Source organism: Sphingomonas sp. STIS6.2, assembly GCF_000732685.2.
Lineage (GTDB): Bacteria > Pseudomonadota > Alphaproteobacteria > Sphingomonadales > Sphingomonadaceae > Sphingomonas > Sphingomonas aerolata.
Window position 1 is genome coordinate 1 of record NZ_JPDP02000157.1, and the last position, 22,897, is coordinate 22,897.

Below are 22,897 nucleotides of genomic sequence, written 5' to 3' on the forward strand. Positions count from 1 at the left end.
CATCACGCCATGATCTACCGCGTCTCCGTCGCTCGCTGATATTCGACCTGCTTACCCCGGAAAGCCTCTCATGACCGACTTGCCCAAACTCCGCAGCCGCGCGTGGTTCGACAATCCCGAGAATATCGACATGACCGCGCTTTATCTGGAGCGCTATCTGAACTTCGGGTTGAGCCTTGAGGAACTGCGTTCGGGCAAGCCGATCATCGGCATCGCGCAGACCGGCAGCGACCTCAGCCCCTGCAACCGCCATCACCTCGTGCTCGCCGAACGGCTGCGCGAAGGCATTCGCGAGGCGGGCGGGATCGCGCTCGAATTCCCGGTCCATCCGATCCAGGAGACCGGCAAGCGACCGACCGCGGGGCTCGACCGCAACCTCGCCTATCTGGCGCTGGTCGAGGTGCTCTACGGCTATCCGCTCGACGGCGTCGTGCTGACGATCGGCTGCGACAAGACCACGCCCGCCTGCCTGATGGCGGCGGCGACGGTCAACATTCCCGCCATCGCGCTCTCCGTGGGCCCGATGCTCAACGGCTGGCACAAGGGCGAGCGGACCGGCTCGGGCACGATCGTGTGGAAAGCGCGCGAGCTGCTCGCGACCGGTGCGATCGACGATGAGGGCTTCATCAAGCTCGTTGCCTCGTCCGCGCCGTCGACCGGCTATTGCAACACGATGGGCACCGCGACGACGATGAACAGCCTGGCCGAGGCGCTCGGCATGCAGCTGCCCGGCTCGGCCGCGATCCCCGCGCCCTACCGCGACCGCCAGGAAGTCGCGTACAAGACCGGCAAGCGCATCGTCGACATGGTCGCCGAGGATCTGAAGCCCAGCGACATCCTGACCAAGGAGGCGTTCCACAACGCGATCGTCGTCAATTCGGCGATCGGCGGATCGACCAACGCGCCGATCCACCTCGCCGCGATCGCGCGCCACATCGGCGTCGATCTGCCGATCGACGACTGGCAGACGCACGGTCACAAGGTCCCGCTGATGGTCAACCTTCAGCCCGCCGGCGAGTATCTCGGTGAGGATTATTACCATGCCGGGGGCGTGCCCGCCGTCGTCGCCGAGCTGATGAAGCAGGGACTGATCCACGAAGACGCGATGACCGCCAACGGCAAGAGCATCGGCGACAATTGCCGCACCGCGACGATCGAGGACGAGCGCGTCATCCGCCCGTTCGCGACCCCGCTGCTGCAGGATGCCGGCTTCATCGTCCTGCGCGGCAATTTGTTCGACAGCGCGATCATGAAGACGAGCGTCATCTCGCCGGAATTCCGCGAACGCTATCTCAGCAATCCTGACGATCCCGAAGCGTTCGAAGGCCCCGCGGTCGTGTTCGACGGCCCCGAGGACTATCATCACCGGATTGACGATCCGTCGCTCGGCATCACCACCGATACGCTGCTCTTCATGCGCGGTGCCGGCCCGATCGGCTATCCCGGTGCCGCCGAAGTCGTCAACATGCGTCCGCCCGCCTATCTGATCCGCGAAGGCGTTCACGCGCTTCCCTGCATCGGCGACGGTCGCCAGTCGGGCACGTCGGGCTCGCCGTCGATTCTCAATGCCAGCCCCGAGGCGGCGGCAATGGGCGGCCTCGCGCTGATCCGCACCGGCGACCGCGTTCGCATCGATCTTGGCAAGGGCAGCGCCGATGTCCTGATCTCCAATGAGGAACTGGCCGAGCGGCGCCGCACGCTGACCGCGGCGGGCGGCTATGCCTTCCCGCGCTCGCAGACGCCGTGGCAGGAAATACAGCGCGCCACCGTCGGCCAGATGGAAACGGGTGCCATCCTCGAAGGTGCGGAGAAATACCAGCGCATCGCGCAGACGATGGGCCTGCCGCGCGACAATCACTAGGTCTGAGCCGCCGGGTCGCGCACGTCGCGCGGCCCGGCGGGCGCGAACAAATTCCTCGCATGGCTCGCTATTTTGCATTGCAGCATGGGCTGACATGATTACTTAGCACGCTAATGACCTCCCCCCGCGCCGTGCTCGAATCTTCCTATGCCCGAACCCTCCTGCCGCTCGCGCGCAGCTGGCGGCAGGCGGCCGACCATGCGCTCCGCGACATGGGGGTGTCGGCATCGACCGGCTGGGCGCTCGTTCAGGTCGGACGGCTGGGCGACGATGTGCGGCAGATCGATCTCGCCTGTGAACTCGACGTGACACAGGCATCGCTGGTGCGCTCGATCGACCAGATGACCGCCGCCGGACTTGTCGAGCGCCACCGCGATCCCGCCGATGCGCGGGTCAGCCGAATCCGCCTGACGCCGCACGGGCGAAAGCTCGTCACCACGATCGAGGCGAAGTTCGCGGCGCTGCGCCATGCGATGCTCGAGGGTGTGCCGGACGACGATCTCGCCACCGCGCTACGCGTCGCGGAACGGCTTGGTGCGCGGTTTGTGGCAGATCGCGGACGATGACGCTGTCCCGGTTCGGGGGGAAGGAGGCGCTCTTCTCGGTCAAATGCTTCGTCGCCGCGATCCTCGCTTACTACATCGCGCTGCGGATCGGTCTGACGCGGCCCTATTGGGCGGTGACGACGTCCTATATCGTCGCGCAGCCGCTGGCCGGCGCGGTGTTGTCCAAGGCGGTGTTCCGGGTCGCGGGGACGGTGCTCGGCGCGATTGCCGCGGTCGTGCTCGTGCCGAACCTCGTCAACGCGCCCGAACTCCTGTCGCTCGGCCTCGCGCTGTGGCTCGGCCTGTGCCTCTACATCTCGCTGCTCGACCGGACGCCGCGCGCCTATGTGTTCCTGCTCGCGGGCTATACCGCCAGCATCATCGGCTTTCCATCGGTCGCGGCGCCGGGCGCGGTCTTCACCATCGCTGCGCTGCGGGTGCAGGAGATCACGATCGGTATCCTGTGCGGCAGTCTGATCCACGGCCTCGTCTTCCCGCAGACCGTCACCGCCGTGCTGCTCGGCCGGATCGACGCGATCCTCGCCGATGCGGAACGCTGGTCGCGCGATTCGCTTGCGGGGGAAAGCGATGCCGCGCTCGATCGCGACCGGCGGCGGCTGGCGCTCGATATCAACGAGTTGCACCAGCTTTCCATTCACTTGCCATTCGACACCGCCCGGCTCCTGCCGCGTGTCCGGACGCTTCGCGCGCTCCAGGCGGAGCTGTCGATGCTGTTGCCGCTCGCGAGCGCGATCGACGACCGGATTGTCGAACTCAAGCGGGGCGCCGACGTGCCGCGCCCCGAGGCACTCGCGCTGATCGAGGACGTTCGCGAATGGCTGCGTGATCCCTCTTCGGCATTGGAGCGCGGCGCGCACGCCGATGAGCTGATCGCCCGGGCCCGCGCGCTCGAACCCGCGCCCGGCAGCGCCCTGATCTGGCGTGACGCGTTGCGGCTGAGCCTGGTGGCGCGGCTCGGGGAGCTGGTCGACGCGCATCGCAATGTACGCGACCTGCGCGATCAGATGCGATCGCCGTCGCGCGCGCCCGTCACCCCCGCCGTTGCGCGACTGCTCGCACGCTCCGCCCGCAGACCGCTCCACCGCGATCGCGGCATCGCACTGCGCGCGGCCGCGGGCACGGTGATGACGATCCTGCTGGGCTGCGCCTTCTGGATCGGAACCGCATGGACCGACGGTGCGGGCGCGGTGCTGATCGCGGGGGTGTGCTGCGCCCTGTTCGGCAACAGCGACAACCCGGCGCCGGCGATCAAGGCGTTCTTCTATGGCACGATTCTCGGCCTGGTCGTGTCGGCCGTCTATGCGTTTGCGATCCTGCCGCGCGTGACCGACTTCGTGACGCTGGCCGCGGTGCTCGCGCCACCGATGCTGATCGGGGGGATGTTCCTCGCGCGGCCGGCAACCTTGCTCGTCACGCTCGGTGCACTGCTTGGCGGACTCAACACGGTCGGGCTGAACGACCGGTTCGGCGGCGGCTTCGATCAGTTTATGAACGGCGCGATCGCGCAATTGATCGGGACCTTGTTCGCGGTCGTCACGGTCGGCCTGTTCCAGACGATCGGGGCGCAGACCAGCGCGCGGCGGTTGCTCCGTGCCGGCTGGCGCGAACTGGCGACGCGCGCGGATTCGACCGGCCGGCCCGATACGGCGGGCTGGATCGCGCGGATGCTCGACCGGATCGGCCTGCTCGCACCGCGGCTTGCGCTGCAGGGCGAGGATCCCGGCAAGCCGCTGCTCGATGCACTGACCGACTTGCGCGTCGGTGTGGCGGTCGGCGAACTCCGCCAGCTCCGAATCGACGGTCCGGTCGACGAGGCGGCGATGATCACGCCGGTGCTGCGCGGGGTCGGCACGCATTACCGCGCCCTACGCCCCAACCAGCCAGCGCCCCCCGAACCCGATCTGCTCGCGGGGATCGACCGGGCGCTGGCTGGCTTCGCGTCGAGCATGCCCGAGCGCCACCGCACCAGCGTGCTCGCGCTCACCTCGCTGCGCCGCAACCTCTTTCCCTCGGCCCCCGCCTATGCGGGCTCACCGGAGATGCCCGCATGACCGGCGAGATCTCGATCGGCGGTGTCTATCTGCCGACCCTCCTCCTGCTTGCGGTCGCCGCGGTCGTGCTCACGGGCGTCGCCACCCGCCTGCTCGCCTTTGCCGGGGTGTACCGCGCGGTGACCTACCGTCCGCTGGTCGACCTGGCGCTGTTCATCCTCATCCTCGGGCTGCTCGCCCTGCTCACCGGACCCTCCGCATGACCTCGCCCCGTCTCAAGTCCCTGCTGGCCCCGCTCGGCCGTTCCGCCGTCACCTTGGTCATCGTCGCGCTCGCGGTGGTCGTCGCGCTGTGGCTGTGGAAGCGCTATGAGAGCGATCCGTGGACGCGCGACGGGCATATCCGGGCCGACATCGTTCGCGTCACGCCGGATGTCGCGGGTCTTGTCACGCGCGTCGCGGTGCGGGACAACCAGAGGGTCAAGCCCGGCGACGTGCTGTTCGTGGTCGATCGGCCGCGTTTCGAACTGACGCTTGCGCAATCTGACGCCTCAATCGCGAGCGCGCGCGCGACGCTGCTGCAGGCGCGGCGCGAGGCCCAGCGTGACCTCGCACTGGGTGATCTGGTCGCCAAGGAAACCCACGAACAGAATGTCGCGCGCGTCGCCACCGCCTCGGCAACGCTCGCGCAGGCCCGGAGCGCGCGATCGACCGCGGCGCTGAACCTCGCGCGGACGACGGTGCGGGCGACCGTGCACGGCATCGTCACAAACCTCGACCTGCACCCCGGCGACTATATTGCCGCGGGCGCGCAGGCGATGGCGCTGATCGACACGGACTCGCTTCGGGTCGAGGGGTATTTTGAGGAAACCAAGCTCGGTAGCATACATCTCGGCGACCCGGTGACCGTGCATCTGATGGGCGAAGCGCAGGCGCTGCACGGCCGCGTCGACAGCATCGCCGCGGGCATCAACGACAGCGAACGGACGAACACGACCAACCTGCTGCCCAATGTGAACCCGACGTTCAACTGGGTCCGCCTCGCACAGCGCATCCCGGTGCGCGTGAAGCTGATGCAGGTGCCGAAGGGTGTCCCGCTGATCGTCGGGCGTACGGCGACGGTGACGGTGGAGCCCAAACTTCAGTCGGGAGCGCCGGCGTGATGCGCACGCGTCTCTCGCAGATCGCCCCTTCTCCTGGACGGGGCGGGATCGCCGCCTCCCCCACCCGCCGGGGTCTTGCCGCGAGTATCCTCGCGCTCGGCCTCGCCGCCTGCGCCACCGCCGGCCCGGACTATGCGCGTCCCGATCGCGCCGTCGCCGCGATGCCAGCCGCGCAAGGCGCGTTCGACAGCGGTCACGAGGCCGCGTTCGTCGATGCCCCCCTCCCCGATCGCTGGTGGCAGCTCTATGGCGATCCTCGGCTCGACGCGTTCGTCGCCGAGGCGCTGGCGGCGAACACCGATCTGCGCGCGGCCGATGCCAATCTCCGCCGCGCCGACGCGGTCGTTGCGGAGGTTGCCGCCGGGCGGACGCTGTCGACCACGATCGGCGGCGGTACGTCGATCGACCGGCCCTATGCGAGCCGCGGCAACCTGCCCGGAACGCTTGACGCCAATCTCGGCATCACCCTCGCCTACCCGCTCGACCTGTCGGGGCGCATTCGGCGCGCGATCGAAGCCGCGCAGGGCGATGCGCAGGCGGTTGCCGCCGCGCGCGACGACGTCCGCGTGACCGTCGCTGCCGAAACCGCGCGCAGCTATGCCGCGGTGTGCACGGCAAACATGGTGCTCGCCGCGAACAGTCGCGTCCTGGCCCTGCAACGCCAGACGCTCGACGTCACGCGCCGCTTGCAGCGCGGCGGGCGCGGCACGGCGTTCGACGTCACGCGCGCAAGGACTGCGGTCGATCAGAGCGAGGCGTTGATCCCGTCACAGGTCGCGACGCGCACCGCCGCGCTCTACCGGCTGGCGACGCTGATGGGGCGCGCCCCCGCCGCCTATCCCGCCGAGATCGCGACCTGCGCAAAGCCCCCCGCACTCACCCGGCCACTGCCGATCGGCGACGGCGCCGCGCTGATCCGCCGCCGGCCCGATATCCGTCAGGCCGAACGCGCACTGGCCGCAGCGACCGCGCGGATCGGCGTCGCCACCGCTGACCTGTATCCGCAGGTCAGCCTGGGGGGATCCGCCGGGTTCACAGGGCCGGTCTCGACGCTCGGATCCACTAGCGCGTTTCACCTGGGGCTCGGCCCGCTCATCAGCTGGAGCTTTCCGAACCGCCCGGTCGTCCGTGCACGGATAGCGCAGGCCGGCGCTGCGGCGGATCAGGCACTGGCGCAGTTCAACTCGACGACGCTGGAGGCCTTGCGCGAGACCGAGACCGCGCTGTCCGCCTATGCGCGTGAAGGCGACCGCAACGCCGCGCTGTCGCGGGCGCAGGCGAGCGCTGCGACCGCCGCCGGCCAGGCGGGCACGCTTTATCGCTTTGGCCGAACCGATTTCCTGTCGCTGCTGACCGCGCAGGCGGCCCTGACCACGGCCCAGGCCAACCTCGCCGCGTCCGACGCGTTGTTGATCGATCGTCAGGTCGACGTCTTCAGGGCCTTGGGCGGCGGGTGGCAGGCATGAGACTTCGCCGGCGCGGGCTCGCCGCGATCAACAGCGAAGTCCGCGACGGCATCGTCCCGGCCGCCGACACGATCGCCCGGGTCCCGCGCGACGCCGGCGAGCAACCGCACACGCCGAGCAACTACCGTGTCACCGCGCTGATCATCGCCTGTGCGCTGTTCATGGAGCAGATGGATTCCACCGTGCTCGCGACGGCGTTGCCGACCATGGCGCGCGATTTCGGCGTGCCCGCGACGAGCATGGGATCGGCACTTACCTCCTATCTGCTGGCGCTGGCGATCTTCATCCCGGCGAGCGGGCGGCTTGCCGACCGGTTCGGATCGCGCACCGTGTTCCGGGCCGCGATCCTGATCTTCGTCGGCGGTTCGATCCTGTGCGGTCAGGCGACCAGCCTGGGTTTCATGATGGGCGCGCGGTTCCTGCAGGGTCTGGGCGGTGCGATGATGATCCCGATCGGGCGTCTCGTCCTGCTTCGCAGCGTGGCCAAGGAAGACATGGTGCAGGCCATGTCGTGGCTGATCATGCCCGCGCTGATCGGTCCGATCCTCGGGCCGCCGGTCGGTGGCGCGATCGTCACCTATCTGGACTGGCGCTGGATCTTCTACCTCAACATCCCGATCGGCATGGTCGGCGTGGTGCTCGTCACCCGCTATATCGGTGATGTGCGCGAGGATCGGCCGGCACGGTTCGATGTCCCCGGCTTCATCCTGTCAGGCGTGTCGCTCGGCTGCCTGTTGTTCGGGTTCGAGATGACCAGCCGCACGGGCGAATTGACGCAGGCCATCGGGCTCATTGCAATCGGCCTGGTCGCAGGCGTCGCCTATATCCGCCACGCCAGACGCCGCAGCGATCCGATCCTCGACCTGTCGCTGATGCGGATCCCGACCTTCCGCCTGTCGGTGATCGGCGGATCGCTGACGCGGATCACGCAAGGCGCGCAACCGTTCCTGTTGCCGATGATGCTCCAGCTCGGGTTCGGCATGACCGCGGCGGCAAGCGGTGCGATCACGATTGCCGGGGCGATCGGTTCGCTGATGATGAAGAGCCTCGCCCCCCGCGTGCTGCGACGGTTCGGATTCCGCAACAGCCTGATCGTCGGCGGCCTGTGTTCGAGCGGCGGCTACGCGGTGTGCGGGCTGTTCCGCCCCGACTGGCCCATCCCCGTCATCTTTGGCGTCCTGATGCTCTCGGGCTTTTTCATGTCGTTCCAGTTCTCCGCCTACAACACGATCGCCTATGACGAGATTCCATCGTCACGGATGAGCAGCGCGACCAGTTTCTACGCAACGTTCCAGCAGCTCATGCTCTCGCTCGGCATCTGCGTCGGCGCGGCCGCGTTGCATGTCGGCATGCTCGGATCGGGCACGACACGCCCGGTGCTCGCCGATTTCACCCTCGCATTCCTCGTCGTGACGGCGGTGTCGGCGGCCGCCACGATCTGGAACCGCCGTTTTGCCGTCGATGCCGGATCCGATCTCAGCGGACACCGCCAAGTGCCTGCGCGACCCGGGATGGCCGCGGGTCGATAACCCCTCCCGGCACACCGGCGCGGCGATCAGCCCCGGAGGCGTTCCGCGAGAAAGTCGACGAACACCCGGACACGCGCCGGCGTGTTGCTACCGCCGACGAAGAGCGCGTGGATGTGTTCGACGTCGCCCGGATTATATGCCTCGAAGAGCGGGACGAGACGGCCCGCGGCGATATCGTCGACGACGCTGAACGCACCGACGCGCGCGATCCCGACGCCCGCGGCGGCCAGCTGCCCCAATGTTTCGCCGTTATTGGCTTCGATATTGCCGGTCACGACGAGCGCCATGTCTACTTCATCGACACGGAACGGCCAGACGGGTTCGACCCGACGAAAGTTGAAATTCAGGCAGTTGTGCCGGTGCAAGTCCTCGGGCTTGGTCGGGGTACCACGCCGCGCCAGATAGTCGGGTGCCGCGACGATCACCCGCCGGCTCTCGCCGAGCTTCCGGGCGGTCAACAGGCTGTCGACCAGCGGACCGAAGCGGATCGCGACGTCCGCCTGCCCCGCCGCGACGTCGACGATCGTGTCGGTCAATGCGATATCGACGAGGATATGCGGATAGGCCTCGGCAAAATCGCCGAGCAGCGGGACGACGCACAACCGCCCATGCGACAGCGCGGCACTGATCCGCAGCCGTCCCCGGGGCGCGCCCTGATCGGCGATCTGCTGCTCTGCATCGTCGAGGTCGGCGAGGATCCGGCGCGCCGTCTGAAGATAGGCCTGCCCCTCGGCCGTCGGGGTCAGCGCACGGGTCGACCGCAGGAGCAGCCGGACGCCGAGCCGGGCCTCGATCCGGTCGATCGCCCGCGCCACCGCGGACGGCGTCAGTCCGAGCACGCGTCCCGCCCCCGAGAAGCTTCCCTCGCGCATGACCACGGCGAAGACCTCAAGCGCGCGGGCCCGATCCGCCCCCATTCCCGTCTGTGCGTTCAAGTCAAAGGTCCTTCGTGGCGATACAGCTCAATCGGCCCGTGCACTTCGACCTATCTATGCGTCTAAATCGCAGCCGGGTACACCGCGATCGGGATCAAGATATGGACTATCGCCAATTGGGATCGTCGGGCCTGCGGGTGCCGGCATTGAGCTTCGGAACCGGCACCTTTGGCGGAACGGGTCCGCTGTTCGGCGCCTGGGGATGCAGCGACGCCGTCGAAGCCCGACGACTGGTCGACCTGTGCATCGATGCCGGGACCACCCTGTTCGACACCGCCGATGTCTATTCGCACGGCGCGTCCGAGACGGTGCTCGGCAGCGCCATCAAGGGGCGGCGTGATCAGGTGCTGATCTCGACCAAGACCGGCCTGCCGATGGGGGACGGGCCACAGGACTGAGGCACGTCGCGCGCCCGGCTGATCCGTGCGGTCGAGGAGTCGCTGCAACGTCTCGGCACCGACCATATCGACCTGTTGCAGCTTCACGCCTTCGACGCATCGACCCCGACCGAGGAAGTGATGGCGACGCTCGACCAGCTGATCGCGGCGGGCAAGGTTCGTTATGCCGGGATATCCAATTATCCCGGGTGGCAGGTGATGAAGGCGCAGAACTTGGCCGACCGCCATGGCTGGTCCCGGCTCGTCGCGCATCAGGTCTATTATTCGCTCGTCGGTCGTGCGTACGAAGCAGACCTCATGCCGGTCGGTGCCGACCAGGGCATCGGCGCGCTCGTCTGGAGCCCGCTCGGCTGGGGCAGGCTGACGGGCAAGATCGGCCGGGATCGACCGGTGCCCGCTGGCAGCCGGCTTCACGACACGGAGCAATTCGCGCCGCCCGTCGACGCCGAGCTGCTCTACCGCGTGGTCGATGCACTCGAGGTGATCGCGGCCGAAACGGGCAAGAGAGTGCCGCAGATCGCGATCAACTGGCTGCTCCGTCGGCCGACCGTCGCGTCGGTCATCATCGGCGCACGTACCGAGGCGCAGCTGCGCGACAATATCGGTGCGGTCGGCTGGGCCTTGTCGGTCGAACAGGTCGCCGCGCTCGATGCCGCCAGCGCGGTTCTGCCGCCCTATCCGCACACCCCCTATCGTCAGCAGGAGGGTTTCGCCCGGCTGAACCCGGCGATGGTCTGACCCGCCCACGTCATCAGGAATACAGCGATGAAATTGAACCCCGGGCTTCTGGCCCTGTCCGTCGGCGCGTTCGGCATCGGCGTGACCGAATTCGCCCCCATGGGCCTGCTCCCCGTCATCGCCGGCGATCTTGGCGTTTCGATCCCGACCGCGGGCCTGCTCATCAGTGCCTATGCGCTGGGCGTGGTCATCGGCGCACCGCTGATGACACTGACGACCGGGCGCGTGCCGCGCCGGACGCTGCTGATCAAGCTCGCGGGCATCTTCACGATCGGCAACCTGCTCGCCGCAATGTCGACGGGGTACGGCATGCTGATGGCCGCGCGGATCCTGACGTCGTTCAACCACGGCGCGTTCTTTGGGGTCGGGGCGATCGTCGCCGCCAGCCTTGTCCCGCCCGAACGCCGGGCCGGCGCGGTCGCGGCGATGTTCATGGGGCTGACCATCGCCAATGTCGTCGGCGTTCCGCTCGCGACATGGGCGGGCGATCACCTCGGCTGGCGCGCGTCGTTCTGGGGTATTTCGGTGCTGGGCTTAGCGACGATGGCGGCGCTGCGGCTGACGCTTCCCGTGCTGCCCGCGCCGACCGGCACGGACCCGAAGGCCGAACTGCGCGTCCTCACGCGCGGGCCCGTGCTGGGTGCGCTTGGCCTGACGGTCGTCGGCGCCAGCGCGATGTTCACCGTCTTCACCTATATCACGCCGATCCTGCGCGAGGTGACGCAGGCGTCGCTCGGCTATGTCACCGCGATGCTGGTGACCTACGGCGTCGGCCTGACGGTCGGCAACTGGCTCGGCGGGCGGTTCGCCGATCGCTCGGTCGACCGGACGCTGATCGTGACGCTTGCGCTGCTCACCGCGATCCTGGTCGGCTTCGCCGTGCTGATGCCGTTCAAGGTCCCGACCGCGATCCTCATCTTCCTGTGGGGCGTCGCCAGCTTCGCGCTCGTCCCCCCGCTTCAGGTCCGTGTCATGCACGCCGCCGCGGACGCGCCGAACCTCGCCTCGGCGATGAACATCGGTGCGTTCAACCTGGGCAACGCGATCGGCGCGGCGGTTGGCGGCGGCGTCATCGCGGCAGGCCTCGGCTATCCGATGGTCGCGCTTGCGGGTGCCGGGGCGTCAGCGCTGGGGCTGGTCGCGGTCCTGATCAGCGTCCGGCGCCGCGCGAGAGCCCCCGCGCCGTCGACTATTTCCCCCGGCTGTCGAGCGTCTGCGCCGGCAGATGCACGGTGACCGTCTGCGCGATGCTCGCCGCCGAGTCGGCCAGCATGACCTGATAGTCGCCCTCCGCGATCTTCCACGTCGCGGTCGCCGTGTCGAAGGTCGCGAGCAGGCGCGGGTCGATCATCGTCGCCACCGACTGGCTCGCCCCCGGTGACAGATCGACCTTCTGGAACGCGCCGAGCCGTTTGGGCGCTTCCCAGCCCGGCGCCGCGACATAGACCTGGGCGACGGTCTTGCCTGCGACAGACCCGGTATTGCGGACCGCGAACGTCGCGGCGATGCCCTTGCCCTTCGCTTCAGCCTTCAGACCGTCGAGCGCGAACCGGGTATAGGACAGGCCGTAGCCGAACGGGAACAACGGCTTGCGGCCGGTCTTATCGAACCACTTGTAACCGATGGCGGCGCCTTCGATGTCGTAATTGCCCATCGGATGCGCGTCGCGGTCGAGCTTCGGGTCGCCTTCCAGAACCGGGCGCGGCAGTTGCGACAGCGATGCGGGGAAGGTCGCAGGAAGGTGACCTGACGGATTGACCTCGCCGGTGAGGATGCGCGCAATCGCCTCGCCGCCTGCCGTGCCCGGATACCAGGCCTCGATCACCGCGCCGACCTTCGACAGCCACGGCATGACGACCGGCCCGCCCGTCTCGAGCACCACGACGGTCTTGCGGTTGGCGCGGGCGACCGCGTCGATCAGGGCATTCTGCGCATCGGGCAACGCCAGATCGGGGACGTCGATCGACTCACCGGTCCACTGTTCGCCAAAGACTATCACGATATCGGCCTTGCGCGCCGCCGCTGCGGCCGCGCGCGGATCCTTGCCGTCGAGATAGGTGACGCGGGCACCGGTGCGGGCCTGCAGCGCGGTCATGGGCGACGATGCGTGATAGGTCTTGGGGCCGGGAAAGCCCTTGTTGAACTCGTCCGGCACGATCAGGCCGCTGGTCGGCGCGTTGGGCGAATAGACCTGTGACGATCCGCCGCCCGACAAAACGCCGACATCGGCATGCGCACCAATGAGCAGGATCGACTTCGCCGTTTTCGCCAGGGGCAGCAGATTAGCGTCGTTCTTCAGCAGGACGATACCCTCCTCGGCATCGCTGCGCGTGACCGCCGCGTGTGCGGCATAGTCGATCGTCGCCGCGCGATCGCCGCGGACCGGCGTGTCGAATGCGCCCACCGAGAACATCCCCCACAGCACGCGCCGGGCCATGTCATCGGCACGCGCCGTGCTGACATGGCCGTTATTGACCGCCTCGCGCAGCGCTTCGGAGAAATAGGGCGACCGGTCGAACGCCCAGCCCGACTGCTGGTCGAGCCCGGCATTGGCGGCTTCCGTCGTCGAATGGGCGGCCCCCCAGTCCGACATCACATAGCCCTTGAAGCCCCAGTCCTTCTTCAGCACCGTGTTCAGCAGCCAGTCGTTCTCGCACGCATAGTGACCGTTGACGCGGTTGTACGAGCACATCACCGAACCCGGCTGGCCGATCTCGTTGGCGATCTGGAACGCCAGCAGATCCGACTGGCGCGCCGCCTGTTCGCCGATGCGGTGATCGATCGTGAAGCGGTTGGTTTCCTGCCCGTTGAACGCGTAATGCTTCATCGTCGAGACGACGTGCTCGGACTGGATTCCCTTGATAGCATGCCCCGTCATGACGCCCGCGAGCAGCGGATCCTCGCCGCCATATTCGAAATTGCGGCCGTTACGGGGTTCGCGCAGCAGATTCATGCCGCCCGCCAGCTGCACGTTGAAGCCCGACAGGAACGCCTCGTTGCCGATCATCGCGCCACCGGCTTCGGCGAGCGCCGGGTTCCACGTCGCCGCCGTCAATATTCCCGATGGCAGCGACGTCCGCAGCCGCGGGGTGGCGCTGCGCTGGCTGGCGACACCGACGCCCGCATCCGTCTGCCACTGGCTCGGGATACCCAGCCGCGCGATGCCCGGAACGATCCCCGCGGATCCCGGCAAGCCGTCCTTCGGGAACTCCCAGTTCTTGGTCGGCGTCTTGAGCCAGGCGGCATCGGTCGAGAAATAGCCGAAGGTCAGCTGCAGCTTCTCGTCGAGCGTCATCTCCTTGAGGATGAGATCGGCGCGGGCGGACGGATCGAGGCTCGCATCCATCCACGGCCGCGCGACCGGCGCATCGATCTTCGCCGCTGCAGCCGCGGGCGCGTTGTTCGTCGTTTGCGCCAGCGCGGGCGAAACCCCGATTACACCGACCAGCACCGCGCTGCGCAGCAAGACGTTCAGGAGCGATCGGGTACCGCGCGTCATCATCACATTTCTCTCTCTACATGCCGTCTCTAGACGGGCGGCGCATGCCGTCCCGCCTAGTCTCGTTTCGCCCGATCTAGCCCGGCATTCGTCGCGGCGTCCAGATGTCCGCCGCGACTGTTCAGCCCCGAAGGGATTTCGCGTCCGTGCCCCCTCGCGCGGCCATCAACGCGGGCGCTGCACCGTGATCGCCTTGCCCGCATAGGTCACCGTCGCATCGGCGGTATCGGCGTCGGTCACCGGCTTGCCGGGCGTGATCCAGCGCACATTGATCGTGCGGGACTCCGACATGCCCTTGAAGCCCTTGCCCTCGCGCGCACCGAGCGACAGCGTGCCGGTTGCATCGTCATACCGCATCGGAATGCGGGCAAACGCACCGCCGCGATATTGCTCGCTGCGACCGTCATCCTCGTACAGGCTGAACTGCCCGTTGGCGCCGGTATAGACCGTCACCGTCACGGGTGCGTCGGGCAGGTCATCGACATGCTGGCGGACAGGCCCCATCGGCACGATCGCCCCCGCCTTCACGAACAGCGGCATGCGTGTGTAGAGCGCAGGCGCGTCAATCGTCTGGCCCCCGCGATACGTCTGGCCGGATTGAAAATCATACCAGAGCGTCGCCGCGCCCGGCAGATACACCGATCGCGAGCGTGCCTTGTAGTCGGTGACCGGCGCGACCAGGAACGCATGGCCGAACATATACTGGTCGTTGATCCGGCGCGCCTGAACGTCCTCCGGATAATCCATCACCATGCCCCGCATGATGCTGCCGTCCTTGAACCACGTCTCCGCAGCGAGCGTGTAGATATAGGGCATCAGACGATAGCGCAGCTGATCATACCAGAGCATCGAGGCGCGCATCGGCGTGCCTTCGGGCGCGATCTCGTAAATCTCGCGATACGGGCTCTCGCCATGGCTGCGGAACAACGGGCTGAACGCGCCGAACTGGAACCAGCGCAGGTTGAGTTCGCGCCACTCGTCGAGATCGGCCGGCTTGGGCGTCTTGCTCGCATAGCGATCCTCGAGCGCGAAGCCGCCGATGTCGTGGGTCCAGTTCGGGATGCCGGACATCGACGCATTGACGCCGGCGGACACCTGCGCGCGCAGGTCATACCAGCGGCTGGCGACATCGCCCGACCAGATCGCGGCCCCCTCGCGCTGCAGTCCGCCAAAGCCCGAACGGGTCAGGATGAAAGGCCGGACATCGGGCTTGTACTGGCGCCAGCCGTCATAGACCGCGCCGACATGGACCAGCGGAAAGCTGTTGAAGAATTCCTCCGCCGGCCCGCGCGCGGTCGGCCCCATCGCCGCGATCCGCTCGGGGATCGACAGGTTCGAATGGATGTCCGGCTCCGACGCATCGAGCCACCAGGCGTCGACCCCGAACTTGGCGAGGCTGTCGCGCATCTGCCGCCAGAAGATCGTCCGCGCCTCGGGCGCATAGGGATCATAGTCGGTATTGGCATAGCCGGGCCCGACCCAGTCCTTGTTCGCCATCTTCAGATTGCCGTCATAGACGAAACCCTTGGCCGCCAGCTCCTTGTAGTTGTCGGTGGTCGGGTAGAATTTCGGCCAGACGGAGATCATGAAGTTCGCGTTCAGATCGTGGAGCTGGTCGACCATCTTCTGCGGCTCCGGAAAGCGCGTCTTGTCGAACTGGTGGCTGCCCCAGGCGTTTTCGGGCCAGTAGAACCAGTCCTGGACGATGTTGTCGAGCGGGATGCGGAGGTCGCGATACTTGCGGACCACGTCGACGACCTCGTCCTGCGTGTTGTAGCGCTGGCGCGACTGCCAGAAGCCATAGGCCCATTTGGGCATCATGACGGCCTTGCCGGTCAGCTTGCGATAGCCCGCAATCACATCGTCCATGTCGCTGCCGGGCACGTACCAGTAATTGACCGACCGTGCGACGTCGCTGGTGAACCATGCCGAGTGGCGGTCGGCCTGGGGCAGCGGATCATTGTGCAGCAGCGCGATGTATCCGGCGTTCGGATCCCATTCGATACGGATCTCCGCGGCCTTGCCCTTGGTCATCGGCAGGTCGAAATTGGCGTACCAGGGATTCCAGTTCTGCCGCCAGCGGTTGAGCACTTCGCGCCCGTCGACGAACACCTTGAAATAGCTCGAGCCATAGAGCTGGAATTTATGATCACCCGTCTGGTCGGGCGTCACGCGGCCGGTCCATACGACCCGCTGCGTCTGGGCCGCGTTGCCCGCCGTATTCTGGCCGCCGGTCGCCGCCACCGTGCGCGCCTTGGCCGCCTCGGGCCAGTTCGCTTGGTCCTTGATATACTGATAGTTGATCGTGGCTTCCTGGCGCGTGACCGCCAGCTTGCCGTCGAGATAATAGTTGGCGGTGAAGCCCGGCTTGCCGTTGCTCGTCACGCGCAGGCCCGTGTCGGTTCCCGCGCCGACCAGGTCATAGGGCTCGGGATTGCCGAACCGGGTGATCCCGTCATTGTCCCACAGGATGCCGTACTTGCCGGTCGAAACCAGGAAGGGGACGGCGATGTCCATGTTGTGCTGCGCGAGTTCGACGTCCTCGCCGTTATAATCCATCTGCGCATTCTGGTGCTGGCCAAGCCCGTAAAAGGCCTCGCTGGTGCCGCGGTTGAACTGCTGCGACGCCGTGACATATTGCCGTCCGTCGACCGTCTTCGGCAGGAAGCGGCGTGTATTGGCCTCGTCGAGCACCGTCTTGCCGGCAGCGTCGAGGAACCGGACATGCCCGGTCGCGAGGTCGACGTCCGCCGTATCCCGCGCCGTCTTGATGAGGACATGCCCTGCCCGCTCCGTCACCGTATACGCGCCCGCCTTTGGGGGGCTCGGCACCATCAGGCTCGTGGTGCGGGTCACGCCGATCGAACTCGTCGGGGCGGCGACGACGTGGATGATCCCGTCGCCGTGAACCGTGACCTCTACGCGCGCGGTCGCGCCACCTGCGGGGGTCACGGCGACGCCGCCGTCGATCTTCTCGTACCCGCCGGGTGCAGCGGCGTGCGCGGAGGCGATCGCGCTGCTCGCCAGCAACAGGGTCAGGAATGGCTTGGTCATCTTACTCTCCAACAGTGCCGACGCAGCCCGCGGCGCGTCGATCGGTAATGTTTCAGCGATATGCGCCCATCGTGACGCGAAGCAGCACGGGCTCGATCAGGTTAATCCCGTAATCGGTCTGATCGCCGTTCCAGATCCGGTCGCGCACCCAGACACCGTCCCGAAAATGCCCCTCCTCCACGCGCAGGATGAGGCCGTTTGCAGGCCCCCCCGATCGCGCGCCGAAGTTGAGACGGACATGGTCGCCCGCGACCAGGAAGACATTGGCGGACAGGTGCGCGATCGCCGCGCCGCCGACGGGCTCGTTGCCCCATGGCGCGGGCTCGGTCTTGATCCAGGTCCAGTCCTTCTGACCGAACTGCCATTCGCCCCAGGTCGCAGCGATCGTCCATTCGCCCATCACGGTCGACCGGGGCGTATTGTCGTCGGGTTTGAAGACGCCCCAGGTCGGACGCTCGAACGCGATCTTCGCCCACTCGCGCGCCATGCCGGCAAACAGGGCATAGGGCTTGGCGATCGCATCGAGCGTCGCCTCGTCGAGAGACCGCGCGCCGAGCGGATAGTTGACGTAGCCGGTATCATCCATCCCGAACGGCGCGTAGCCGATCGCGCCACGACCCAGCGCACCGTAGAAATAGCGCGCGAATTCACGCGCATTGCCGATTTCCGGGACCATCAGCGCATTGTCGGCCCGCGCATATTTATCGAGATATTGCGCGACGTTCTCGCTCGCACGGTCATAGATGTCTGGCGCGGCGAAATCGATCGACGGCGCTGCCGCCTTCCAGATATCGAGCACGTCCTGCTGCGGCCCGCCACTGGCAACGCCGGTCGGATCGGGCACGTTGGATGGTCCGGCCAGCGACGCGTTGACGTACATCGGGATCGGCTTGACCGCCTTGCCCGCGGCAGCGATCTCGTTGACATATCGTGCGGTGTGCCAGGTGTTGAACGCACGGTCGGCCTGCGCGCCGAACAGCGCGGTCCAGCTTCCGGCGGGCTTGCCGAGCTTGCGCGTCAGCGCCGCGGGCACGGGCTTCGCGAACAGCGCGTCCGCCGCCGGGCTATAGTCGCGCGGGACGCGGTAGCTGCCAACCTCGTTTTCGGGCTGGACGAGGATGACCGTGTTCTGCGGATCATGCTCCTTGAGATAACCGATCAGGCGTACAAAGGCGCGCTTGTCGGCCTCGAGCGTCGACCGGGCGAGCGGCGTATGGACGGAATGATCCTGCCCCGCCTTGTCCTTCATCCGGGGAAAGCGGCGATTGTCGAGCTTGACCCAGTCGGGCGTGTACCCCGGCGCGGTGTTCTTCCACGTTCCGAACCAGAGCAGGACGACGCGCCTGTCATGCGTGCGCGCCTCATCGAGCAGCGTCTGGACGAACGAGAAATCGAACTGCCCCTCGACCGGTTCGATCTGTTGCCAGGCAACGGGGACCTCGACGGTGTTCGCATGGATCCGCTCGAGCATCGGCCAGACCTTCGGCAACGCGGAGGCATAGTTGCTCGAGTTATTGACCTGCGCGCCGAGCATCAGGAAGGGCGCGCCGTCGACGATCAGCGCATGACGTCCGTCCTTCGTCTCGACGTGCGGCACCGGCGTCGCCGGTTGCGCGTGTGCGGCGGTCACCAGCGCGGACAGCGTCCACGCAAACAGCAGAGCTTGTCGTTTCATCGTCATCCCCTCAGCTCTTCTTGTTCCGGGCGACCGGATCGCCATAGACGACGCCGCGGCCGTCGGTGCCGATATAGACGCGGCCAAAGATCCGCGGATCGCCGCTGATCACGCGGAAGCGCAGTCCCCATTGATGCCGGTCGTCGTTGATCCGATGCCACGTCATCGCCCCATCAATCGATCGCCACACCGCATCCTGTCCGGCAATCCGGCCGATCGCATAGAGTGCCGGCCAGCCGGCGCCGGGCGCCGCCTTGCCCAGACCGAATTGCGCGACGCGCAACCCTGCCCCGACCCGCGCCCAATGCACGCCGCCATCGACCGAGCGATACAGGTCGCCGCCGAGATTGAGCCACAGCAGGCCCGCCGTGCCCGGCGTCGCGAGCAGCGGACTCTGCGCCTCCCGGTTGCGGCCCTGCGCCGTCGAAAGGTCAGCGGGGAGGCCCTGTGCAGCGACGGGCGTGAAATGCGCGCCGCCGTCCGTGCTGCGCAACACGCGGTTGTTCAGCGTGTCGACGACGTAGAACCGGGATGGGTCGACCTTGTCGGCGACCGGCCGCAGCCTCGCCGGAAGACCTTGGATCCGGACCCAGGTCTGCCCGCGATCGCGGGTCAGGACTGGCTGTTCGGTCTCGACGATAAACGCCGCACCGTCTGCCGAGACGATGATCGGCGCATCGCCGGTCCGTTCGGACGCGCCCCTGCCCGGCGTGACGAGCGGTTGCCAGCTCCGGGCCCCATCCTGCGACCAGGCCAGGCTCGCGCTCGCGACCTCGCGACTATGACTGCTGCCACTGCGGACGACCACCGCCGGCGCCAGTCCCGCATAATCGAGCGTGTTCGTGTTGGTCAGATAGGGGTTACGGTGGCTGTTGGGCGGTGAAACCGTCAGATCGTCGTGGCGAAATCCCGCAATATCGCCGAACCCCGAGATCAGCGGTGCGTCCCCCGTCGGGCTGATCAGCGTGATGATCGCGGTCTGCTCGATACCCCGTGTCCAGGGCTTCCACTGCATGGCACCAGGTCGGTTGAAAGCGCGTGTGTCGTACAGCGTCGCGCCGGTCACATAAGCGGCGTGGTCCGGGTCGAACGGATCGATCGCAAGCCCGGCGATCCAGTGCCCGAAATCCGCCGGGCCGTCGAACGCAAGGAACGGGGTCTGCGTGACGTCGCGGGTGCTGCGCTGGTAGAGCTGGTCCCAATGTGCGCCCGCGTCGCTCGATCGCCACACGGTGTCGACGGGGCGATAGCGATTGACGGTACTGACGGCGATGACGCGCGGATCCTGCGCCGACACCGCCACGCCCATATAGCCCCCCGGCGGTGCATCCGGGCGCCTGTCCGGCGTCACGTCCGTCCACGCATTGATCGCGGGATCATATCGCCAGACACCGCCTCGCGTGATCCCGTTCGGCCCGATCGCGTTGGAGACGGTCATCGTCAGGACGCCGTCCGCGCCGAGCACGGCCTTCACCGCGCGCATGCTGTCGTCCGGCCCTCCGGACACGCTGCGCCACGACGCACCACCGTCATCGGACCGGAACAGATGCGCGCCCGGGTCCGCCTGGCCAACGAAGATCCGCCCGCGATGCGCGCGATCGAACAGGACAAAGCTCAGCCCGCCATGCGTTGCACGGGGCTGTACCGGTTTGCCGAGCCCCCCAAACGGAAAGCTGTCGACCTTTCGCCAATGCGCAGCCGAATCGTCGCTTCGCCAAAGGCCGTCATGGCGTGACCCGAACATCAGCGTCGCCGGGTGATGCGGGTCGATCGCAAGCCGCTCGCCAAGGCCGCGGCCATCCTCGTTGCCGCCCATCGCAAACGGTACCGGCGTGATCCGCCACCGCGCGCCACGGTCGTCCGATCGCCAGATCCCCGCTTCGCCACGCGCCGACATGCCCGCCGCGAGATACACGATATCCGCATCGACCGGATCCGCGGCAATGCTTTCGATCCCCATATAGCTGCTGACGGCATTGCCGTCCTGCAACGGCAGCCAGGCACGCGCGGCCGCGTCCCAGCGATAGGCTCCGCCCATGTCGGTACGCAGATAGGCGAGCCCACGCTCGACGGTGCTGAAGATGATGCCGGGCGCGAAGCCGCCGCCACCGACCCGGACGTTGCGCCACGCATAGGGCGCGCGAGCCGGAGAAACCTCGGCGTGCGACGCTGCGGGACGGGGATGCGCCGACAGGGCGAGCAACGCGATCGCGCTCGTCAAGACCACCCTCTTCCCCACCAGTCCCGTCCCCTCTAGCCTCGCAACCGATAAGCTCCGGTCGCGTAGCGCCGCTGTATTGCCTGATCCGATAGCGGTAACAAGGTTTGTATGATAATTTGCGGTAATTATATAATTGCGCCGGTCGAGGGCGACGTAGGACACAGGAAAGGATCCACCGCATGGCGATGAAACACTGGCTCTTGCCAATGATACTTGGTGTGTTGCCAATCACCGTCGCCGCGCAGACGAGTGACGCAGACACGCCCTATGCCAGCGATCCGGTGGGTATCGTCGCCGACCCCTGCCCGCAGCATCCGGCACCGGCCGATGCAGCCGGCTGGGCAACATGGAAACGGCATATGTTGACCCGCGATTTTGGCCAGCTGTGCCGTTACGCGGCGGATAATCGCGCGCTCGCCGGCGAGACGGTCCGCGTCGTGTTCATGGGCGATTCGATCACCGACAACTGGATCCATGCCGACGCGGCATTGTTCTCGAACGGCGTGGTCGATCGCGGGATCAGCGGGCAGACGACCCCGCAGATGCTCGTCCGGTTTCGCAGCGATGTCATCGCGCTCAAACCGCGGGCAGTCCACATCATGGCCGGCACCAACGACATCGCCGGCAACACCGGCGCCGCAACGATCGAGACGGTCGAAGGCAATATCCGGAGCATGGCCGAACTCGCGCGCGCGCACGGGATCAAGGTGATCCTCGCCTCGGTTCCCCCCGCCGCCGCCTTTCCCTGGAGCCCCGACAAACGCCCGGTCCCGCAGATCGCCGCGCTCAACGACTGGCTGCGCGGCTTTGCCAAAGCCAATGGCTTCACCTATGTCGATTACCACGCCGCACTTTCGACGCCGGCGGGGGCGATGAAGCCCGGCTACGCAACCGACGGCGTCCACCCGACCCCGCAGGGCTATGCCGTCATGCGCCCCCTCGCGACCGCGGCGATCGCCAAAGCGCTCGGCAGGTGACATTCCGAATTTCCGGTCCCAGCGCACACAACCCGGCCTGAGGTTCACCGTGGCGAACCTCAGGCCGGCCAAGTGCGCGTGTCATGATCAAGCAATGATGCGTTGCAGAGGCTCTCCATCCTCAGCCTCACTCCAATGCTGGCACCAAATCAGGCGTCCGGGCTTTGGAACTGCTTACATCGGAATGACGCGCTGAGCCGTCGCGCTCGCGGTTTCGAGAAGCACTTCCACCGCTGCATCGCTGATACGCCTAGCCGTTTCGAGCGCGGCGGCTGGGGTAAGCACAAAGTCCACGTCTGCAGGGCCGCGTACATGGACCACAGACCCTTCTGGGCTAGCATCGCTCGGCTCGTTGCCTGACGTCATACTGAGGCTTTCTCCGGGCTTGTTCGTCACCCAATCCCTTGCCTGAACGATCGACGTAAAAATCCGTGTATTTGGGTCGGGAATGCGTCCGGCTTGCAAATCTGCAAATTTCAACGACGACACCACGGCGGTTCTATCCGCGTTGAGATGTCCAAGTCGCGCAACCATTGCGCGCAGCGCCTTGGTGACAAGCAGATCCCTGGGCACCGTGGCTCTGATTTCGATAATCAGCGATGTCGGCCGCCCCGAGACCAGAAGCCGTTTCAGCTCTTGCCGAAATGCCGGCTCAAACGTCGCCACCGTCGCGGCTGTCCAAACGCCTTTCTGGATGACCGTCAGAAGCGGTATCGCAGGCTCCAGATCGAAACGGAACATTGGTCACTCCCCCAGATAAGCGGGAGCACTCCAGCGTCTCTCAGCCAACGGGACGCCGTTGATGGTAGCTTTCGTAGACTTAAG

15 protein-coding genes and 1 pseudogene are annotated in these 22,897 nt (G+C 66.9%); 10 read left to right on the forward strand and 6 right to left on the reverse strand.

Annotation, left to right across the window (positions count from 1 at the left end; all coding sequences use genetic code 11):
- The first annotated feature begins 70 nt into the window (after positions 1-70).
- The 7 genes from sphst_RS14830 to sphst_RS14860 all read left to right on the forward strand — a co-directional run bounded on the left by sphst_RS14830 (position 71) and on the right by sphst_RS14860 (position 8,575).
- Positions 71-1,861, forward strand: a complete 1,791-nt coding sequence (locus sphst_RS14830; protein WP_107045766.1) for an IlvD/Edd family dehydratase — start codon at positions 71-73, stop codon at positions 1,859-1,861.
- Between the two features lie 113 nt (positions 1,862-1,974).
- Positions 1,975-2,427, forward strand: coding sequence for a MarR family winged helix-turn-helix transcriptional regulator (locus tag sphst_RS14835; protein ID WP_031396199.1), 453 nt, complete (start codon positions 1,975-1,977; stop codon positions 2,425-2,427).
- Positions 2,424-4,478: an FUSC family protein gene (locus tag sphst_RS14840; RefSeq protein WP_107045767.1), complete on the forward strand. Its 2,055-nt coding sequence runs from the start codon at positions 2,424-2,426 to the stop codon at positions 4,476-4,478. The genes sphst_RS14835 and sphst_RS14840 overlap by 4 nt, the downstream gene beginning before the upstream one ends.
- Entirely contained in the window at positions 4,475-4,681 is a 207-nt protein-coding gene (locus sphst_RS14845; RefSeq protein ID WP_031394920.1) for a DUF1656 domain-containing protein, read from the forward strand. Before sphst_RS14840 ends, sphst_RS14845 begins: the two co-directional genes overlap by 4 nt.
- Entirely contained in the window at positions 4,678-5,580 is a 903-nt protein-coding gene (locus sphst_RS14850) for an efflux RND transporter periplasmic adaptor subunit (RefSeq protein WP_031394919.1), read from the forward strand. Before sphst_RS14845 ends, sphst_RS14850 begins: the two co-directional genes overlap by 4 nt.
- Entirely contained in the window at positions 5,577-7,046 is a 1,470-nt protein-coding gene (locus tag sphst_RS14855; protein WP_234387683.1) for an efflux transporter outer membrane subunit, read from the forward strand. Before sphst_RS14850 ends, sphst_RS14855 begins: the two co-directional genes overlap by 4 nt.
- On the forward strand, positions 7,043-8,575 hold the full coding sequence (locus sphst_RS14860) for an MFS transporter (protein WP_199849001.1): 1,533 nt from the start codon (positions 7,043-7,045) through the stop codon (positions 8,573-8,575). The genes sphst_RS14855 and sphst_RS14860 overlap by 4 nt, the downstream gene beginning before the upstream one ends.
- A gap of 26 nt (positions 8,576-8,601) precedes the next feature.
- Here sphst_RS14860 and sphst_RS14865 read toward each other — a convergent pair whose 3' ends face one another.
- Positions 8,602-9,492 (reverse strand): LysR family transcriptional regulator, encoded by an 891-nt coding sequence (locus sphst_RS14865; RefSeq protein ID WP_107045769.1) that lies wholly within the window; start codon positions 9,490-9,492, stop codon positions 8,602-8,604.
- 119 nt (positions 9,493-9,611) lie between these two features.
- Here sphst_RS14865 and sphst_RS14870 point away from each other — a divergent pair.
- Together sphst_RS14870 and sphst_RS14875 are read left to right on the forward strand one after the other, a co-directional pair.
- Positions 9,612-10,646, forward strand: a pseudogene (locus tag sphst_RS14870) (aldo/keto reductase).
- 27 nt (positions 10,647-10,673) lie between these two features.
- Positions 10,674-11,882, forward strand: coding sequence for an MFS transporter (locus tag sphst_RS14875; RefSeq protein WP_051916426.1), 1,209 nt, complete (start codon positions 10,674-10,676; stop codon positions 11,880-11,882).
- Here sphst_RS14875 and sphst_RS14880 read toward each other — a convergent pair.
- The 4 genes from sphst_RS14880 to sphst_RS14895 form a co-directional block, all read right to left on the reverse strand.
- The gene (locus sphst_RS14880; protein WP_199849002.1) at positions 11,836-14,145 is read right to left on the reverse strand and encodes a glycoside hydrolase family 3 C-terminal domain-containing protein; all 2,310 of its coding nucleotides are present in this window, start codon (positions 14,143-14,145) and stop codon (positions 11,836-11,838) included. The genes sphst_RS14875 and sphst_RS14880 overlap by 47 nt on opposite strands.
- Positions 14,146-14,310: 165 nt before the next feature.
- Positions 14,311-17,199 (reverse strand): glycoside hydrolase family 31 protein, encoded by a 2,889-nt coding sequence (locus tag sphst_RS14885; protein WP_107045771.1) that lies wholly within the window; start codon positions 17,197-17,199, stop codon positions 14,311-14,313.
- A 52-nt stretch (positions 17,200-17,251) separates the two neighbouring features.
- Complete coding sequence (locus sphst_RS14890) at positions 17,252-18,874, reverse strand: DUF5597 domain-containing protein (RefSeq protein WP_051916427.1); 1,623 nt, start codon at positions 18,872-18,874, stop codon at positions 17,252-17,254.
- 10 nt (positions 18,875-18,884) lie between these two features.
- Positions 18,885-21,095, reverse strand: coding sequence for a WD40/YVTN/BNR-like repeat-containing protein (locus sphst_RS14895; protein ID WP_107045778.1), 2,211 nt, complete (start codon positions 21,093-21,095; stop codon positions 18,885-18,887).
- A 206-nt stretch (positions 21,096-21,301) separates the two neighbouring features.
- On the opposite strand from sphst_RS14895, the gene sphst_RS14900 reads away from it, so the two are divergent.
- On the forward strand, positions 21,302-22,072 hold the full coding sequence (locus sphst_RS14900; RefSeq protein WP_234387686.1) for an SGNH/GDSL hydrolase family protein: 771 nt from the start codon (positions 21,302-21,304) through the stop codon (positions 22,070-22,072).
- Between the two features lie 174 nt (positions 22,073-22,246).
- On the opposite strand, the gene sphst_RS14905 is transcribed toward sphst_RS14900, so the two are convergent.
- Positions 22,247-22,813, reverse strand: coding sequence for a hypothetical protein (locus tag sphst_RS14905; protein ID WP_031394708.1), 567 nt, complete (start codon positions 22,811-22,813; stop codon positions 22,247-22,249).
- Positions 22,814-22,897 lie beyond the last annotated feature (84 nt).

Excerpts from the sequence above, each read along its gene's own strand:
- sphst_RS14830 (WP_107045766.1), top strand. The coding sequence starts at position 71 with ATGACCGACTTGCCCAAACTCCGCAGCCGCGCGTGGTTCGACAATCCC.
- sphst_RS14835 (WP_031396199.1), top strand. The coding sequence starts at position 1,975 with ATGACCTCCCCCCGCGCCGTGCTCGAATCTTCCTATGCCCGAACCCTC.
- sphst_RS14840 (WP_107045767.1), top strand. The coding sequence starts at position 2,424 with ATGACGCTGTCCCGGTTCGGGGGGAAGGAGGCGCTCTTCTCGGTCAAA.
- sphst_RS14845 (WP_031394920.1), top strand. The coding sequence starts at position 4,475 with ATGACCGGCGAGATCTCGATCGGCGGTGTCTATCTGCCGACCCTCCTC.
- sphst_RS14850 (WP_031394919.1), top strand. The coding sequence starts at position 4,678 with ATGACCTCGCCCCGTCTCAAGTCCCTGCTGGCCCCGCTCGGCCGTTCC.
- sphst_RS14860 (WP_199849001.1), top strand. The coding sequence starts at position 7,043 with ATGAGACTTCGCCGGCGCGGGCTCGCCGCGATCAACAGCGAAGTCCGC.
- sphst_RS14865 (WP_107045769.1), bottom strand. The coding sequence starts at position 9,492 with ATGGGGGCGGATCGGGCCCGCGCGCTTGAGGTCTTCGCCGTGGTCATG.
- sphst_RS14875 (WP_051916426.1), top strand. The coding sequence starts at position 10,674 with ATGAAATTGAACCCCGGGCTTCTGGCCCTGTCCGTCGGCGCGTTCGGC.
- sphst_RS14880 (WP_199849002.1), bottom strand. The coding sequence starts at position 14,145 with ATGACGCGCGGTACCCGATCGCTCCTGAACGTCTTGCTGCGCAGCGCG.
- sphst_RS14885 (WP_107045771.1), bottom strand. The coding sequence starts at position 17,199 with ATGACCAAGCCATTCCTGACCCTGTTGCTGGCGAGCAGCGCGATCGCC.
- sphst_RS14890 (WP_051916427.1), bottom strand. The coding sequence starts at position 18,874 with ATGAAACGACAAGCTCTGCTGTTTGCGTGGACGCTGTCCGCGCTGGTG.
- sphst_RS14900 (WP_234387686.1), top strand. The coding sequence starts at position 21,302 with ATGATACTTGGTGTGTTGCCAATCACCGTCGCCGCGCAGACGAGTGAC.
- sphst_RS14905 (WP_031394708.1), bottom strand. The coding sequence starts at position 22,813 with ATGTTCCGTTTCGATCTGGAGCCTGCGATACCGCTTCTGACGGTCATC.